Source organism: Streptomyces sp. NPDC059909 (assembly GCF_042730885.1).
Classification (GTDB): domain Bacteria; phylum Actinomycetota; class Actinomycetes; order Streptomycetales; family Streptomycetaceae; genus Streptomyces.
The window spans coordinates 1-15,896 of sequence record NZ_JBHWKX010000029.1 but is presented as its reverse complement, the minus strand read 5'-3'; the positions used below and the strand labels follow the sequence as shown (position 1 = coordinate 15,896).

The 15,896-nt window shown below is 70.8% G+C and carries 16 protein-coding genes and 1 pseudogene; 9 read left to right on the top strand and 8 right to left on the bottom strand.

Going from position 1 to position 15,896, the window contains the following annotated elements; genetic code table 11:
* Positions 1-29 precede the first annotated feature (29 nt).
* The 4 genes from ACFV9O_RS20500 to ACFV9O_RS20485 all read right to left on the bottom strand — a co-directional run bounded on the left by ACFV9O_RS20500 (position 30) and on the right by ACFV9O_RS20485 (position 3,672).
* Entirely contained in the window at positions 30-278 is a 249-nt protein-coding gene (locus tag ACFV9O_RS20500) for a hypothetical protein (protein WP_385420011.1), read from the bottom strand.
* 138 nt (positions 279-416) lie between these two features.
* Positions 417-1,439 carry a Bug family tripartite tricarboxylate transporter substrate binding protein gene (locus ACFV9O_RS20495; protein WP_385419877.1) on the bottom strand — a complete coding sequence of 341 codons (1,023 nt, stop codon included), beginning with the start codon at positions 1,437-1,439 and terminating at the stop codon, positions 417-419.
* Between the two features lie 68 nt (positions 1,440-1,507).
* The gene (locus tag ACFV9O_RS20490; protein WP_385419876.1) at positions 1,508-2,161 is read right to left on the bottom strand and encodes a tripartite tricarboxylate transporter TctB family protein; all 654 of its coding nucleotides are present in this window, start codon (positions 2,159-2,161) and stop codon (positions 1,508-1,510) included.
* Positions 2,158-3,672, bottom strand: coding sequence for a tripartite tricarboxylate transporter permease (locus ACFV9O_RS20485; RefSeq protein WP_385419874.1), 1,515 nt, complete (start codon positions 3,670-3,672; stop codon positions 2,158-2,160). The genes ACFV9O_RS20490 and ACFV9O_RS20485 overlap by 4 nt, the downstream gene beginning before the upstream one ends.
* Positions 3,673-4,047: 375 nt before the next feature.
* On the opposite strand from ACFV9O_RS20485, the gene ACFV9O_RS20480 reads away from it, so the two are divergent.
* From ACFV9O_RS20480 to ACFV9O_RS20465, 4 genes are all read left to right on the top strand, one after another.
* On the top strand, positions 4,048-4,962 hold the full coding sequence (locus tag ACFV9O_RS20480; RefSeq protein WP_385419873.1) for an NAD(P)-dependent oxidoreductase: 915 nt from the start codon (positions 4,048-4,050) through the stop codon (positions 4,960-4,962).
* Positions 4,959-5,759 (top strand): class II aldolase/adducin family protein, encoded by an 801-nt coding sequence (locus ACFV9O_RS20475; RefSeq protein WP_385419872.1) that lies wholly within the window; start codon positions 4,959-4,961, stop codon positions 5,757-5,759. The genes ACFV9O_RS20480 and ACFV9O_RS20475 overlap by 4 nt, the downstream gene beginning before the upstream one ends.
* A gap of 5 nt (positions 5,760-5,764) precedes the next feature.
* The gene (locus tag ACFV9O_RS20470; RefSeq protein ID WP_385419870.1) at positions 5,765-6,991 is read left to right on the top strand and encodes an MFS transporter; all 1,227 of its coding nucleotides are present in this window, start codon (positions 5,765-5,767) and stop codon (positions 6,989-6,991) included.
* Between the two features lie 117 nt (positions 6,992-7,108).
* Positions 7,109-7,873 carry an IclR family transcriptional regulator gene (locus ACFV9O_RS20465; protein WP_385419868.1) on the top strand — a complete coding sequence of 255 codons (765 nt, stop codon included), beginning with the start codon at positions 7,109-7,111 and terminating at the stop codon, positions 7,871-7,873.
* A 90-nt stretch (positions 7,874-7,963) separates the two neighbouring features.
* Here the strand turns inward: ACFV9O_RS20465 and ACFV9O_RS20460 are convergent, their stop codons facing one another.
* A complete protein-coding gene (locus ACFV9O_RS20460) occupies positions 7,964-8,686 on the bottom strand; it encodes a FadR/GntR family transcriptional regulator (protein WP_385419867.1) in 723 nt (240 codons plus the stop codon).
* A 171-nt stretch (positions 8,687-8,857) separates the two neighbouring features.
* Between ACFV9O_RS20460 and ACFV9O_RS20455 the strand changes: the two genes are divergently transcribed.
* The 5 genes and pseudogenes from ACFV9O_RS20455 to ACFV9O_RS20435 form a co-directional block, all read left to right on the top strand.
* Positions 8,858-9,058: a ferredoxin gene (locus ACFV9O_RS20455; protein WP_385419865.1), complete on the top strand. Its 201-nt coding sequence runs from the start codon at positions 8,858-8,860 to the stop codon at positions 9,056-9,058.
* Complete coding sequence (locus ACFV9O_RS20450; protein WP_385419863.1) at positions 9,048-10,346, top strand: NAD(P)/FAD-dependent oxidoreductase; 1,299 nt, start codon at positions 9,048-9,050, stop codon at positions 10,344-10,346. Before ACFV9O_RS20455 ends, ACFV9O_RS20450 begins: the two co-directional genes overlap by 11 nt.
* Positions 10,343-11,797, top strand: coding sequence for an aromatic ring-hydroxylating dioxygenase subunit alpha (locus ACFV9O_RS20445; RefSeq protein WP_385419861.1), 1,455 nt, complete (start codon positions 10,343-10,345; stop codon positions 11,795-11,797). Before ACFV9O_RS20450 ends, ACFV9O_RS20445 begins: the two co-directional genes overlap by 4 nt.
* A gap of 17 nt (positions 11,798-11,814) precedes the next feature.
* Positions 11,815-12,345 carry a 3-phenylpropionate/cinnamic acid dioxygenase subunit beta gene (locus tag ACFV9O_RS20440; protein WP_385419859.1) on the top strand — a complete coding sequence of 177 codons (531 nt, stop codon included), beginning with the start codon at positions 11,815-11,817 and terminating at the stop codon, positions 12,343-12,345.
* Positions 12,346-12,528: 183 nt separating this feature from the next.
* Positions 12,529-12,965: pseudogene (locus tag ACFV9O_RS20435) on the top strand (transposase); the annotation flags it as partial.
* 142 nt (positions 12,966-13,107) lie between these two features.
* On the opposite strand, the gene ACFV9O_RS20430 reads toward ACFV9O_RS20435, so the two are convergent.
* Genes ACFV9O_RS20430 through ACFV9O_RS20420 form a run of 3 tightly spaced genes read right to left on the bottom strand, consistent with a single transcriptional unit; the run spans position 13,108 to position 15,810 of the window.
* On the bottom strand, positions 13,108-14,103 hold the full coding sequence (locus ACFV9O_RS20430) for an ABC transporter substrate-binding protein (protein WP_385419857.1): 996 nt from the start codon (positions 14,101-14,103) through the stop codon (positions 13,108-13,110).
* A 2-nt stretch (positions 14,104-14,105) separates the two neighbouring features.
* Positions 14,106-15,131, bottom strand: coding sequence for an amidohydrolase family protein (locus ACFV9O_RS20425; protein WP_385419855.1), 1,026 nt, complete (start codon positions 15,129-15,131; stop codon positions 14,106-14,108).
* Entirely contained in the window at positions 15,121-15,810 is a 690-nt protein-coding gene (locus tag ACFV9O_RS20420; RefSeq protein ID WP_385419854.1) for a 4-carboxy-4-hydroxy-2-oxoadipate aldolase/oxaloacetate decarboxylase, read from the bottom strand. Before ACFV9O_RS20420 ends, ACFV9O_RS20425 begins: the two co-directional genes overlap by 11 nt.
* Between the last annotated feature and the right edge of the window lie 86 nt (positions 15,811-15,896).

Below are 15,896 nucleotides of genomic sequence, written 5' to 3'. Positions count from 1 at the left end.
AGGGTCCGGACCGGGCGGGACGCTGTTGGTTAATTCGGTCCCTGCTTTGCCCCGCCGAGCGTCAGCTCGGCGGGGCAAAGTGCTGCGAAGTGGCTGGTGCGGGTGCGGGCTTGTGGTGTGCCGGTGGGTGCGAGGAGTCCGTGCGAGCCCGGCCCGCGCTCGGCACCCCCCAGCTCGTCCCTGACCCGGATCGCCAGGCTTCCCTTCGGGAACGCGGCCCGGGCCACCCGCACCGTCTCCGCCGGAATCTCCCCCGGCCCCTTCGGCTGCATCGACACCCACCCCATGCAACAACGTCGGTCTCCACGACCACAACCAGGTCGTGGAGACCGACATCACGCCAGGAGCCGAATTAACCAACACCGTACGGACCCCTGCGGTGGCCGGATGCGGCTTCGGGGGTCGCCCCCGTCAGGTCACGCGCCGTAGGCCTTCTCCAGGAGGTCGACGTAGTCCTGCGGCGAGTTCATCAGCTCCTCGACGTTCTCCGCCACGTCCTCGCCCGAGGCGAAGGAGATGGGGCGGCGTGCCTCCTCGGCGGCGGCCACGTACCCCGGGTCGGTGACCACCTTCTCGAAGGCCTTGCGGATCAGTTCGAGCTGCTCCGGCTTCATGCCGGGCGGACCGGCGATGGCACGGCCGCTCTCGACCAGTTCGGTGTGCGCGCGGGCCAGCGCCTCCTTCTGCGGCGGCACGACGTCGGCCAGCACCGGAGCGTCGGCCAGCAGGTCCAGGCCCTTGTTGCTGCCGATGGTCAGCAGTGGTACGGCGTCTCCGGACTTGAGAGCCGACTCCTGGCTGCCGTACGACCGGGAGTGCAGGTCGACGACGCCGGACATGACGCCGAGATAGGCCTCGTTGCTGGTGGAGTACCCGGTGATCACCTTGCTCTTCAGGCCGAGCAGGCTGTGCAGGACCACGCCGTCCATGTACTCGTTGGAGCCCGGTCCGGTGGCCGCGAAGCGCGTCGGCTCCGGCCCCTTCTCCTGCATCACGTCCTTCCAGGTGTCGTACTTGCCCTTCTTGGACGTCAGGACGACATCGGGCTCGGAGCTGAGCCGGCCGATGTACGAGAAGGAGTTGACGTCGTACTGCACACCGGGCGCTCCGGCGAGGGCGCTGCCGATGTGGCCCGGCATGTTGAACAGGGCGAGCGTGGTGCCGTCCGGCTCGGCCTTCGACAGTTCATTGGTGGCCAGCACACCGCCCGCGCCGGGCTTGTTCACCACGATGACCGTGGCGTGCAGCTCCTTGGCCAGCTCCGGTGCCAGCATGCGCGCGTACGAGTCGTACCCGCCGCCGGGGGCGAAGGGGACGATCAGTTCGATGGTCTCCCCCGCCAGGCCGACCTTGTGGTCGTCCGCGGCCGAGGTACCGGTGCAGCCGGTCAGGACGAGCATCGCCGCGGCCCCCGCGGCCAGGGTGGAAAGCAGGCGCATGGGCGTTCCTCGTCTCCTGGTCTCCTGCAACTTGTCATCCGTGTGCTTCATGATCGGGTTCCCGCTCCTCAAGGCCTGAACGTCAGGCCGAGCAGGCCCTCGGGGAGGGGCAGCTTCAGGACGAGTCCGAACAGGCCGTAGACGGCCGCGACCAGGACGGCCGCGTACACCCCGGAGAACAGCCAAGAGGACTTGGCCTGGAACCGCAGGTAGAGGACGGTGAAAACCGCCGCGGCCACATACAGGCCGCACACGTACAGGCCCACGAAGAAGGCTGCGAGGTAACCGAGGGACACCGCCCAGTCCTCGCGGTTCAGCGAGGCGAAGAACATGTGGTCGGCCTCGGACTGGTCGGCCGTGGTGTCGTCGGCGTCCTCGGAATCGTCCGCATCTCCGGTGGCCTCGGTGGCCTGGCGGGGGCCCGGAGCCGGCTCCGGTTCCGCCCGCCGTTCACGTCCCCGGCGCACCAGGGTGCTCACCGAGAAGGCTGCGCTGAGGGCGACCCCCACTCCCGTGGCGATCAGGGGGAACAGGCCGGCGACGGCCTGCCACTGCAGCGCCGTGACGAACGCGGCGGCGAACACCACGAACAGGGCGAGGGCGATGATGACGTCGGCCGAGCTGCCGTCGCTGCGCCGGGCCGGCGTAGCGGCCGCGGGTGCGGCGGCGCTCTCGGTACCGGTGCCCGTGGCGGTCGCGCCCGGGCTCACAGGGTTCGTCATGCCGCAGCACCTTCCTTCGTCCTGAGGGTGTCAACTGCTGGCCTGCGGTTGCGGAGCGCGCGCAGGATCTGCGAGGCGACCAGGACCACGGCGACCGCGATAATGGCGATGACCGAGGGGCGGCCGAGCCACTCCCAGTCGTAGAGCGAGTGGGACAGGATGAAGTACCGCTCGAGGATTCCCCCGAGCACCAGTCCGAGCAGCAGCGGCACGGCCGGCCACTTCCAGCGCACGGCAAGGACTCCGACGGCGAGGAACACGAGCATCACCAGCACATCGGCGAAGCTGTTGGACTCGGAGTAGGCGCCCAGGGTCAGGAGCAGGATGAGGCCCGGGACCAGGACGCGGCCCTTGACCCGGGTCAGGTGGGTCAGCGGACGCAGTAGCACGTAGCCCAGTGCGGCCGCGGCGAAGGTCGCCAGGACGACGATCCAGACCATGGACAGGGTGACGTCCAGGTCCGAAGTGAGCATCGCCGGACCCGGGTCGAGGCCCAGGATCACGAAGGCGCCCAGCATCACCGCCATCGACACCGAGCCGGGTACGCCGAAGGCGATGGTCGGGACCAGCGCGCCGCCGTCCTTGGCCGTGCTGGTCGCGCCTGCGGCGATGACGCCCTCGATCGCGCCCTTGCCGAAGTGCTCGGGATTCTTCGAGGTCTGCTTCGCGTGCCCGTACGCGATGAACTGCGCCATTGAGCCTCCCAGGCCGGGCACGGTGCCGACGGCGACCCCGATCGCGCTGGCCCGCAGCACCAGGAACCAGTGCCGCGCCGTCTCGAACAGGCCCGTCCTGATGCCGCCGACCTCCGGCCGGCCCAGGTGACGGGTCCGGTTGTCCTTGTCCAGCATGATCTGGAGCAGTTCGGCGCCGCCGAGGAGGCCGACGACCACCGGGACGATGCCAATGCCCTCCCACAGCTCCAGCGAGCCGAAGGTGTAGCGGGGCATTCCGGTGTTGGGGTCGAGGCCCACGAGGGACAGCACGACGCCGAGGGCGGCCATGATCGAGCCCTTGAACATGTTCTTGCCGGACAGCGAGGCCACGAAGGCGAGGCCCAGCAGGCCGATCGCGAACAGCTCGGGCGGGCCGATCGACAGCACCAGCGGGCTGATGACGGGGATCAGCGCGGTCAGTACGGCGACGCCGAAGACCGCGCCGATGACCGAGCTCGCCAGGGCCGCGCCCAGGGCCCGGCCGGCCTGTCCCTTCTTATTGAGCGGGAATCCGTCCAGCACCATGGCAGCGGCACTGGCCTCTCCCGGTATGCCGAACAGGACTGATGTGAAGTCACCTGCGATGGCGCAGACCACGTACATGCCCAGCAGCAGGGAGAATGCCGGGACCGGGTCCATGCCGAAGGTGATGGGGATGAGCAGGGCAAGCGTGACGGCCCCGCCGAGGCCGGGCAGGATGCCGACGACAAAACCGATGGCGACGCCCAACAGCAGCATCACCAGCGATTCGGGCGCGACCACTTGCTGCAGTGCGCTCCCGAGTTGATCCAACAAGGCCCGACTCCAATCTCGTCGACGATCGCCGGAGTGCTTCGACGTACGGCCGGGACCGGCGCCGGACGTCGGTGACCGGCTGGTGACGGTGTGGTGCTGGCTCGCCCTGCAGAGAAGTTTTCTGCATCAGGCGGACGGGACTGTATCCCCCGTCACATAGGCTGTCAACGGATTCCGCAGCGCCCCCTGAAGTGGATTCACACTGGAGAAATGCGGTGAATACACACAAGAATCCCGACACTCACACGCCGCGGCAGAACGGGTGTCAGCCCCGCACCGGGACCGCTGGGTTGGGGATCCACCCGTGGCACTGGATCAACTTTTTTCTGCTATACAAAAGCTCCTTTCTTCAGACGGTGTGCGAGAGGCTGACTCTTGACGAAACGACAGGTGGGCGTGATCGGCCTCGGACCGATGGGCCTCGCCCTCGCCGAGGCCCTCGGCTCCGCGGGGTACGGGGTCCTGGGGTGGGACCGGGACCCGGACCGGTGCGCCGCCGCCGCGGCGGCCGGCGTGGCGGAGGCCGGCAGTGCGCGGGAGGCGGCGGCCAGCAGCGAGGTCGTCTTCACCGTGCTGCCGCACGCGGAGGCCGTCCTGCAGGTCGCGCTCGACCCGGAGCACGGGATCCTGGCCGGACTGCCCGAGGGTGCGGTGCTGATGGACATGACGACCGCGGGCCCGCCGCTGGCGCACCGGCTCGATGCGGAGTTCAGCACCGCGGGCCGGCGCTTCGTCGACGCACCCGTGTCGGGCAAGGCGCCGAAGATGGCGGTGCTCCTCGGGGCGGAGGAGGGCGAGCTCGGCGCGGCAGAGCAGGTGCTCCGCGACGTCTCCTCCTCGGTCGTCCACTGCGGGCGGCGCGGCGCCGGATACGCCGTCAAGCTGGTCAACCAGCACATCAAGTACGCGTGGTACCTGGCCTCTTCCGAAGCCCTGCTCATCGCGAGGGAGTGGGGGCTGGACGTGCGGACCGTGGTCGCAGGAGTGGAGCAGTCCAGCGGGGGCAGCCGCGGATTCACCGATGCCGCGGCCTACTTCCTCGGGGACACCGCCCAGGTCGACGCCCGCGGGCCGGCCCGCACCATCGCCAAGGACATGGTGCTGGCCGGCGAACTCGCCGAGGCCGCCGGGGTGCAGAGCCCGACCCTCTCCGTGACCACCGACTTCTTCAGCCGCCTCAACGCGAGCGAGTACGCCGACAAGCCCTTCCCCGTCGGCAACGCCCTGCTCGAGACCCTGCGGACCGCCGAGCACCACGACGACATCGACATCAAGGGGGACCAGCGTTGAACACCATCGGCACAGAGACCCACAGCCTCCGCCCGGCCGGCCCTGCCGCACCGCGCACGGAAGCGGACGGGCCTGCGGGCGAGCTGAAGCTGGTACTGGCCGAGGCCTGCCGCATCCTCGCCCGGGCCGGCCTCGCCGAGGACATCCTCGGGCATGTGAGCGCCCGCGCCCCGGAGGGCGAAACCCTGCTGGTGCGGTCGCGCAGCCCGCAGGAGTGCGGCCTGCTGTTCACCACCCCGGAAGACATCCACGAGGTGGCGAGCAAGGAGGATGCACTGCCGCTGGGCTACCGGCCGCCCAACGAATTCCCCATCCACAGCCAGGTCATGAAGGCCCGTCCGGACGCCGCTGCCGTGGTGCACGCGCATCCCCCCGCCATCGTGGCCTGCGAACTGGCCGGGCTCGAACTGCGGTCGATCGTCGGGGCGTACAACATCCCTGCGATGCGGATGGCGGCCGAGGGACTTCCGGTCTATCCCCGCAGCCTGCTCATCAACAACGACGAGCTCGGCGCCTCCGTGGCCGACACGCTCGGCGACCGCCCGGCGTGCATCCTGCGCGGGCACGGCATCGTCACCGTCGGCGCGACCGTGGAGCAGGCCGTGGTCCGCGCCCTGAACCTGGAGGCCCTGGCCCGGATGACGCTCGCCGCCGACCGTCCCGGCACGGTGCCGCCCGTGGTCCCCGCGGAGGACATGCAAGCCATGCCCGACCTGGGTTCGGCCTTCAACGACGGCTATGTCTGGCAGTACCAGCGGGCCCAGCTGGAGCTGGCCGGCCTCGGGCTGCGGAAGTAGGCGGCGTGCCGGACACGGACACGGCACCGGGGGAGGACACCGCGCCGGAGGAGGACACCGCGGCACTGCGTACCGACCGCGGGCTCAGCCTCGTCACAACCTCCCTGTTCTCGGTCTCCCTGGGCATGGTGAGCGTCGCGGCGCCGATGATCGCGGTGCAGGCCGGGATCTCGGCCGCGGCCATCGGCGCGCTCGTCGCGCTCTCGGGGGTCTCGCAGATCACGACCCGCCTGTGCATGGGGCCGCTGCTGCGGCGCTTCCCTGACAAGGTGTTCGTCACGCTGGCGTCCTTCGCCCTCGCGGTGTCCTGCGCGGTCCTCGTACACAGCGAGGCGATGTGGGTGTTCGGGGTGTCCCAGTTCCTGCAGGGCCTGGCCCGCGCCCTGTTCTGGACCGGCAGCCAGACGCACGCGATCCGAGCCTGGCCCACCTCGGTGGGCGGCCTCGCCGCCGTCAACGTCGCCAACGGCGCGGGTGCCCTGGTGGGCCCCGCCTTGGCCGGCGCCCTGGCCGCACGATCGCTGGACCTGTCCCTGGTCGTGGCCGGCGTGACGGGGCTGCTCGGCAGCGTCTCCGCCGTCTTCCTCAAGCGGTTCCGGCCGTTCCGGAAGGACCCGGAGGAGAAGGGCAGCGGGCGGCGCCGCCTGTGGCTGCGGCCCGGTGTCGGCGCGGCCTGTGCGATGACCGCGGGCGGCGGGGCGTGGAAGGGGCTGATGAACTCCTACGTACCGGTGGTGCTGTCGCACGCCGGGCACGCCGCCCCGGTCATCGGCGCGCTGGTCACCGCTGCCAACCTGGCGGTGCTGGTGGGCACCGCGGCCTCCCGGCGCGTACAGACGCTGGGGCTGCGCGGGTCGACGGTGCTGGGACTGGTGCCTGCCGGGGCGGGCCTCGCCCTGACCGGGCTCTTCCCGGGGAGCGCCGTGGTCTCCGCGGTCATGCTGTTCGTGGCGGGGCTGGGCGCCGGCGTGCTGCAGACCGTGGGCCCTGCGCTGGCGGCGGACGCCGTCGGCCCCGAGGAGCGCGGGGACGCCATCGCCTCCATCGGCACCGCCCGGGCCGCCACGCTCCTGGTGTCACCGCTCGGCGTGGGGGCGCTCGTGCTCGTGCTCTCCTCCGGCACCGCCCTCGCGGTGGCGGGGGCACTGATCTCCCTGCCCGCGGTCGCCGTGGCGCTGCGGCGCAGCGTTCACGAGCACGCCACCGACACCGGCACGTCTCGTCTATCGTAACCGTGCCTCCGGCACAGCGGATCTCCCGGACGGACGCCGGGAAGCGCCGACCCTCGCTGTGACGGGGCGTCAAGCACGCAAGGTCCGCCCACCGGGGAAACCTGAAAGTGAGCAGCATTGAGTCCCAGTGAGAAGAGCCCGCCGGCGTATCCGATCACCTCGGTCGACAACGCCCTGCGCCTGATGCTCATGTTCAAGGAACACCGCCGCGTCCGGCTGTCCGACGCGGCCGAGGAACTGGGCGTGGCGACGTCCACGGCCCATCGGCTGCTCGCCATGCTGCAGTACCACGGCTTCGTCCGGCAGGAAGAGAACGTGCGGACGTACGTACCGGGGCCCGCGTTCCTGGACATCGGTCTGGCCGCCGTGCGGAACATGGACATCCGCGAGCATGCCCGGCCCCTGCTCAGCGACCTGGCGATGCGGCTCGGGGAAACCGTCCACCTCGCCCAGCTGGAGGGCGCCAACGTGCGCTACCTCATCGGCGCCGAGGGCGGCGAGGCGCTGCGCGTGGTGGACCGGACCGGCCAGGTCGTGCCGGCGCACACCAGCGCCACCGGCCGCGTCCTGCTGGCGGACCTGCCCGACTCCCCGCTCAGTTCCCTGGTGGAGCGCCTGGTGCCCGAGGAGGCCGAGCGGGCCGGGCTGTACGAGGAGCTGGAGCAGATCCGCCAGCGCGGGTACGCGGTGAACTCCCGCCCCGACGACGTCATCTCCGTGGCGACGCCGGTGCGCAACGGAGACGACGTCACGGTGGCCGCGATCAACGCCGTGGGCCCCGCCTCCCGGATGTCCCCGCGCGACCAGCGCCGCGTCGTGCGCCAGCTCCACGCCGCCGCAGCCCAGTTGGAGGACATACTGCGCAGCGCGCCGCCCTGCTAGGAGCGGGCACTGCGCCGTAGCGGCGCCGGGGGCAGGGCGAGGCCCGGAGAGGCCCACGCCCCAGGTTCCCGGACAGACGGGTGGCCGGGATCAGTCCTCTGCCACCGCGTCGGCGGTGCGCCTCAGGTGCGCCGCCAGCACCCGGCGGGCCTCGGAGGCGTCCTTCCGCCCGATCGCGTCGATGAAGGCCCGGTGTTCCTCGACACCCTGCTTGCCCTCGTGGTGGGCGACCCGCATGGACATCAGCACAGCGTCCCGGATGGAACCCATGATCATGCCGAGGGCCGGGTTGTGGCTCGCCTGCACCGCCCGCAGGTGGAAGTCGTAGGACATGTCGACGGTGTAGCTGCCCTGCTCCCTGGCCTCCTCCGCCTGGTCGCACAGGGCGCGCAGGGCGCGCAGGTCGTCCTCGGTGGCCCGCTGGCAGATGTACTCGACCGCGCCCATTTCGAAGGCGATGCGGGCCTCGGTCACCTGCGAGGCACTCAGCCCTGAGGTGGACAGGAGGTCGGTGAGCCCCTGTCCGGCGGAGTCGGTGTCCGGGGTCGTGACGAAGGCTCCGCCGTGGGCGCCCGCGCGGATCTGGATCAGCCCGCTGACCTCCAGCGCCCGCAGCGCCTCGCGGAGCGTGAGCCGGCTGACGTTCATCCGCTCGCACAGGTCGCGTTCGGCCGGGAGGCGCGTGCCGATCGGCAGCTCTCCGGACCGGATGAGATCCCGGATCTGGCCGACGATCATCGCGGACGGCCGGCTGGTGGGCACCGGCCGGAAGATCGCGTCCGAAGCGCCGGTCGCCGGTGTCCTCGAGGCCACTGCCCCTCCCTCTCCCTTGCTGCCTGCCCAGGTTACGTCCATGGCGTGCCCGCCCAGATTAGTTCCATCGCTCCACCCCTTGACACCGGCGACGCCTCCTTCTTAACGTTTCGATAGGTTCAATTACTAAACCATTGAACGCTTCAGCGGGGAAGCCGCGGAGGGAGTCCCATGCACATCGGCCTGGACCTGGGCAAATGCCAGAGCTACGGAAACTGCGTGGCCGCAGACGAGGCGCACTTCGACCTCGACGACAGCGGGCTGGTCGTCCTGCTGGACAAGAACGTGACCGAGGCCGACCGGGAGCGGGTGGCAGCCGCGGTGCGCAGCTGCCCGGCCGACGCCCTGTGGCTGGCCGAGAATGACGGCTGAATCCCCGCGTCCGCCGCGCCGCATCCTGGTCGTCGGCTCCTCCGTGGCCGGAGTGCGCACCGCCCAGGGTCTGCGCGCGGAGGGCTACACGGGCGAACTGACGCTCGTGGGCGCCGAGCCGCACCTGCCGTACGACAAGCCGCCGCTGTCCAAGGAGTTCCTGGCCCAAACCCGCACCGCCGAGGACATCCTGCTGCTGCACGACGACGCGGCGGCGGACCCCGGCTTCACCCTGCAGCTCGGCCAGGCGGCCGTCGCCCTGGACCCGGCCCTGCGCCGGGTGCGGCTGGCAGACGGCTCCCTGCTCGACTACGACGCCCTGGTCCTCGCCACCGGCGTACGGCCCCGCACGCTCACCCCGCCGGTGGGAAAGCCGGAGGAGGCGCCCTGCTTCACCATCCGTCAGCTGTCCGAGAGCGCGGAGCTCGCGGAACGGCTCGCGAAGAAGGAGCCCGTGGTCGTCATCGGAGGCGGCTTCATCGGGGCCGAGGCCGCGGCCACCGCCGCGGGGCTCGGCTGCCCCACCACCTTGGTCGAATCCTCCCCCGCGCCCTTCTCCCGCAACCTGGGCCCCGAGGCGGGCGCCCTGCTGGCCGGCCTGCACGCCGAGCACGGCGTCCAGGTGCTGGCCGGCGCGCGGGTCACCCGGGTGGAGCGGCTCACGGACGGCTGGGCAATGGTGCGGCTCGATGACGGGCGCCGCCTGGAGGCCGCCACCGTGATCGTCGGCATCGGCTGCGTGCCCAACACCGAGTGGCTGGAGAGCTCGGGCCTCGCCCTCGACGACGGCGTGGTCACCGACGAGCACTGCGCCGTGCCGGGCGCCGAGGGCATCTGGGCGGTCGGCGATGTGGCCCGCTGGTACGACGCGGACTCCGGCAGGCACCGCCGCGTCGAGCACTGGACCAGCGCCACCGAGCAGGCCGCGCTCGTCGCCCGGGCCCTGGCCACCGGCGAGCGCCGCGCCTTCGCCCCCGTCCCGTACCTCTGGTCCGACCAGCACGGAGTGAAGCTCCAGATGGTCGGCCGCCGCTCCGCCGGCGACCGCGCGGAGGCGTTCACCGCCGCCACGCCCGCCGGTGACCGGCAGATCGTCCTGTTCAGCCGCGACAACCGCCTCACCGCCGCTGTCACCTTCGGCTGGCCGCGCGGCTGCATGACCGTACGGCAGGCCCTGGCCAAGGGTGACGGGTTCGCCGACATACGGGCCCGCCTCGCCGGCCTGGCCACCGCACTCACCCCTCTCGACCTGTCACCGTCGACCTACCCGGAAGGCAACCGCACATGAGCACAAGCACCCCTGAGCAGCAGGGGATCGGACCGGTCAGCGAGCTCGTCGACCTCGGCAGCGGCGAGATCAGCCGGGAGATCTTCGTCAACGAGGAGATCTTCAAGCGCGAGATGGAGCACCTCTTCCCCCGCACCTGGCTCTTCGTCGGCCACGCGAGCCAGGTCCCGCAGCCCGGCGACTACTTCTCCTCCCGGATGGGCTCCGACCCCGTGCTGCTCACCCGGGACGACAAGGGCGAGCTGCACGTCCTGCTCAACTCCTGCCGCCACCGCGGCATGCGGGTGTGCCGCTACGACGAGGGCAACACCATGCAGTTCACCTGCCCGTACCACGCCTGGTCGTACTCGATCGACGGCTCCCTGGTGGAAACCCCGGGCGACCTGCACGGCGTTCCGCAGATGAAGGCGGCGTACGACAACAAGCTCCGCAAGGAGCAGTGGGGGCTAGTGCACTGCCCCAACATCCACGTCTACAAGGGCCTGGTCTTCGCCAACTGGGACCCCGACGCCCCCTCCTTCGAGGAGTACGTCGGCGAATTCCACTGGTGGCTGGACAACCTCGCCGACGCCTTCGACGGCACCGAGGGCGGCACCGAGGTCTTCCGCGGCGTGCTGAAGTGGCGCATCAAGTCCAACTGGAAGTTCGTGTCCGAGAACTTCCTCGGCGACACCTACCACGGCGCCTCCACCCACGCCTCCGTCGAGGCGGTCGGCATCGGCCCCGGCGGGCAGGGCAAGCGCCGGCACGGCGAGCGCCAGGACCAGGGCGGCTTCTCCCGCGGCCGGATGAAGACCTCCTTCCGGCTCGGCCACGGCGCCTCCGACAACCTCGGCTACGAGGTGCCCTACCCGGAGTTCAAGGAACCCGAGATGGAGGAGCACTTCGCCGCCGCCTGGAAGACCCGGGCCGACAAGCTGCGCGCCGAGGACCGTCCGCTCGGCGGCCGCGGCCCGGCCACGATGTTCCCCAACATGTCCTTCGCCGCCGGCTTCCCGCGCTCCATCCTCGTCGCCCACCCCATCAGCCCCACCGAGACCGAGGTGTGGCGCTGGTTCCTGGTCGACCAGGACGCCCCGGAGTTCGTACGCGAGTGGCTCCGCCACTACTACATGCGGTACGGCGGCCCGGCCGGCATGACTGAGCAGGACGACATGGAGAACTGGGACTACGCCACCGAGGCCAGCCTGGGCGTGGTCGCCCGCCGCTACCCGTACAACTACCAGCAGGGGCTGGGGCAGGAGCTGCCCAGCGAGCTGGACGGGGCCGTCCACTCCCACCACGCCATCGCCGGCGAGGTCAACGCCCGCGCCTTCTACCAGCGCTGGGCGGAGTTCACCGACAACCTGTCCTGGCCCGAGCTCAACGAGCTGGCCAAGGTCGACGAGCGGACCGCCGGGATCTCCCCGGACGCGGCCCGTGAGATCGGCCGCCTCGAAGAGGACAACTGACCACCGAGGGAGGGCCCATGGCCATCGACGAAAAGCTCATCGAGCAGCTGCTCCTGGAGCGGGAAGTATCCGACTTCCTCTACCGGGAGGCCGACCTGCTTGACGAGCGCCGCTACGAAGAGTGGCTCGACCTGCTGGCGGACGACTACCACTACAGCGTCCCGCTGCGGCTCAACGTCCACTACAACGACGTCGCGGAGCGGGAGAACACCCGCCCCGGCGAGGTCCAGTGGTTCGACGAGGACAAGAACACCGCCGAACTCCGCGTCGCCCAGCTAGCCACCGGCAAGCACTGGGCAGAGGAGCCGGTCTCCCGCGTCTCGCACCTGGTCACCAACGTGCGGCTGGACCGGGTCGAGCTGCCCGAGGTGCACGTAAGCTGCCGGTTCCTGGTCTACCGGAACCGGGTCGCCGACGAGACCGACTTCCTGGTCGGCCGCCGCCGCGACACGCTACGGCGCGCCGAGGACGGCTGGCGCGTGGTGAGCCGCCGCCTGCTGCTCGACCAGTCGGTCCTCATGGCGAAGAACCTGTCGATCTTCGTCTGATCCGGACTGCGCCCCTCCGCGACGGCCGGGCAGGCAGCGGCCTGTCCGGCCGCCCAGGCCGGGGGCGCACGCCCGCGGGTCCGTACGGTGTTCCGACGCTGTTGGTTAATTCGGCTCCTGGCATGATGTCGGTCTCCACGACCTGGTTGTGGTCGTGGAGACCGACGTTGTTGCATGGGGTGGGTGTCGATGCAGCCGAAGGGGCCGGGGGAGACTCCGGCGGAGACGGTGCGGGTGGCCCGGGCCGCGTTCCCGAAGGGAAGCCTCGCGATCCGGGTCAGGGACGAGCTGGGGGTGCTGTTCCGCGACGAAGACTTCGCGGATCTGTTTGCCTCCCGGGGCCGGCCTGCATGGTCTTCCGGGCTGGCGCTGGTGTCGGTGTTGCAGTTCGTGGAAGGACTGACCGACCGCCAGGCCGCGGAGGCGGTGCGGGCGCGGATCGACTTCAAGTACGCGATCGGGCTTCAGCTCGACGATCCCGGCTTCGTCTTCTCGGTGCTGTCGGAGTTCAGGGACCGGCTGGCCTGGGCGGGCGGCGGGTACTGGACGGTGTGCTGGCCGCGGCCCAGGAGAAGAGGATGCTCAAGAGCGCGGGCCGGGCTCGCACGGACTCCTCGCACTCACCGGCACACCACAAGCCCGCACCCGCACGAGCCACTTCGCGGCACTTTGCCCCGCCGAGCTGACGCTCGGCGGGGCAAAGCAGGGACCGAATTAACCAACAGCGTCCCGCCCGGTCCCTTTCGCTGTCTGGGCGCCCGGTCAGATCACCGCCGCCTCCAGCGCCTCCGGGGCGAACAGCTCCTCGGGCCGGTACTGCCGCGGGGACAGGCCCTGCTCGTGGTGGTAGCGCAGGAAGGCCTCCAGGGTCTCCCGGTTGCCGCCCTCCAGTCCGTACGACCAGTAGTCGCGGCCCAGCAGCTGCCGTGCCTCCTCCAGCTGGGGGGTGAGCCAGGGCAGCATGAAGCGCAGCGCCGAGGTGTCGTACAGGTTGTCCAGCGCCTCGTTCTTCGCCCCCAGCAGCGCCTTGTAGAGGGACTGGGCGACCCAGGGGTTCGCCTCGTACACGTCCCGGCGGACCACGACCACATGCATGATCGGGAAGATGCCGGTGGCCGCGTGGTACTCCTTCTCGGCCGCCACCACATCGGGGAAGACCCGGCGCACCCGCGGGTCACCGGCCTGGAAGGGGCTCGGCACCCGCGGCGTGCACAGGGCGTCGATCTCCCCCTCGGCGAGCATGCGGGCGAGCGTGGCGTCCTCGGCGATGCGGCCGATGCGCACCGAGTCCGGCAGGTCGACCCCTGCCTTCTCGATGCGGCCCGGGGTCTCCTGGCCGCCGGTCACATAGCTGACCGAGTCGAAGGGGACGCCGTGCCGGTCGCCGAGGATGCCACGCATCCACACACAGGCCGTCAGCTGGTACTCGGGGGTGCCGATCACCTTGCCGCGCAGGTCCTCCGGCTTCGTGATGCCGGCATCGGCGTGGCAGTACAGCGCCCCGTGCCGGAACATGCGGGAGGTGTAGACGGGCAGCGCCACGAACGGCGAGGGGTCGGCGCCCAGCGACAGCACGTACGAGGACAGCGACATCTCCGCCACCTCGAACTCGCGGTGCCGCATCATGCGGAAGAAGGTCTCCTCCACCGGCAGCCTGAGGTAGTTCACCTCGATGCCGTCCGGCCGGATGGTGCCCTCGGCGATGGCGCGGGTGCGGTCGTAGTCGCCGCAGGCGAATGTCAGTCGTAGGGGTGCCACCTTCACCGTCCCTGTGAGCGGAGCCTGGCATCCAGGCGCGGATAGACACGTCGGGCGTTCGCCTCGTACACCCGGTGGAGCTGGTCCTGGGTGAGGCCGACGGCGTCCACGTACGTCTTGGTGTCGTCCCAGGCGACGCCGGTCTCGGGGTCCACGCCGCGGACGGCGCCCAGCATCTCCGAGGCGAACAGCACGTGTTCGGTGCCGATCACCCGGGTCAGCAGGTCGACGCCGGCCTGGTGGTAGACGCAGGTGTCGAAGACGACGTTGCCCAGCAGCTCGGCCGGGTCCGCCAGGCCCATGCGGACGGCCAGGCCCCGGTAGCGGCCCCAGTGGTAGGGCACCGCTCCCCCGCCGTGCGGGATCACGAAGCGCAGGTCGGGGAAGCGGGCGAACAGCGCGCTGCCGCCCTGGAGGAGCTGCATGAACGCGGTGGTGTCCGCGTTCAGGTAGTGCGCGCCCAGGGTGTGGAAGGCCGGGTTGCAGGCGCTGGAGACGTGCACCATGGCCGGTACGTCCAGCTCGCACAGCGCCTCGTACAGCGGGAACCAGGAGGCGTCCGTCAGCAGCGGGGCCGTCCAGTGGCCGCCGGAGGGGTCCGGGTTGAGGTTGCAGCCGACGAAGCCCAGCTCCCCGACGCAGCGGCGCAGTTCGGCCACCGCGTCGGCGACCCCGCCCTCCGGGGTCTGCGGGAGCTGGCAGACCGGGGCGAAGTGCTCCGGGTACAGCTCGGTGACACGGTGCACCAGGTCGTTGGAGACCCGCGCCCAGTCCCGGGCGGTGGCGGGGTCGGTGACGTGGTGCTCCATGCCCGAGGCCTTCGGGGAGAACAGCATCAGGTCGCCGCCGCGCTCACGGAGGATCTTCAGCTGATTGTGCTCCACGCTCTCGCGCAGGGCGTCCTCGCTGATCCGCTCCGGCTGCGGGACCGGCAGCGAAGGCTTGACCAGGCGGGCCAGCTGGGCGTCGCGGAAGGCCTGGTGGGGTGCGGGGGCCGTGGTGTAGTGGCCGTGGATGTCAATGATCACCGTCGGCCTCCACATAGGTGAGGCCCTTGGCAGCGAGCCGCTCGCGCATGTTGTTGACGTCCATGCCCAGTTCGCCGCGCCGGTAGCGCTGCCGCGAGGCCTCCTCCTTCTCCTCCCGTGCCCGCGAGGCCTCCACGACGTCCGCCGCCTTCGCGCGCGGCACGACCACCACCCCGTCGTCGTCGGCGACGATCACGTCTCCGGGGTGGACGATCTGGCCGGCGCAGGCCAGCGGCAGGTTCACATCGCCCAGGGTCTCCTTGACGGTGCCGAAGGCGCAGATGTGCCGGGCCCACACGGGGAAGCCCATCTTCTGCAGGTCGGCCACGTCCCGGCAGCCCGCGTCGATGACCACGCCGCGTACCCCGCGCGCGGCCACCGAGGTGGCGAGCAGATCGCCGAAGTAGCCCGCCTCGGACGGGGTGGTCGGGGAGATGACCAGGATGTCGCCCTCACGGCACTGTTCGACCGCCACGTGGATCATCCAGTTGTCACCGGGCGGCACGCTGACGGTGACCGCGTTGCCCGCCACGTGCGCGCCCGGCCACACCGGGCGCAGGGCGGGCGAGAGCAGGCCGGTGCGGCCCTGCGCCTCGTGCACGGTGGCGACGCCGTACTGCCCCAGGGCATCCACCACGGCCAGGTCGGTGCGCGGGGTGTTGACGGCTACGGTGCTCATTAGAGGACCATCCCTTCTGCAGCCCTCACGAGTAGGGTTGTGACCTCTCGGTCCCGGTGGGTGCACGGCCATCGGTGCGAGCCGCT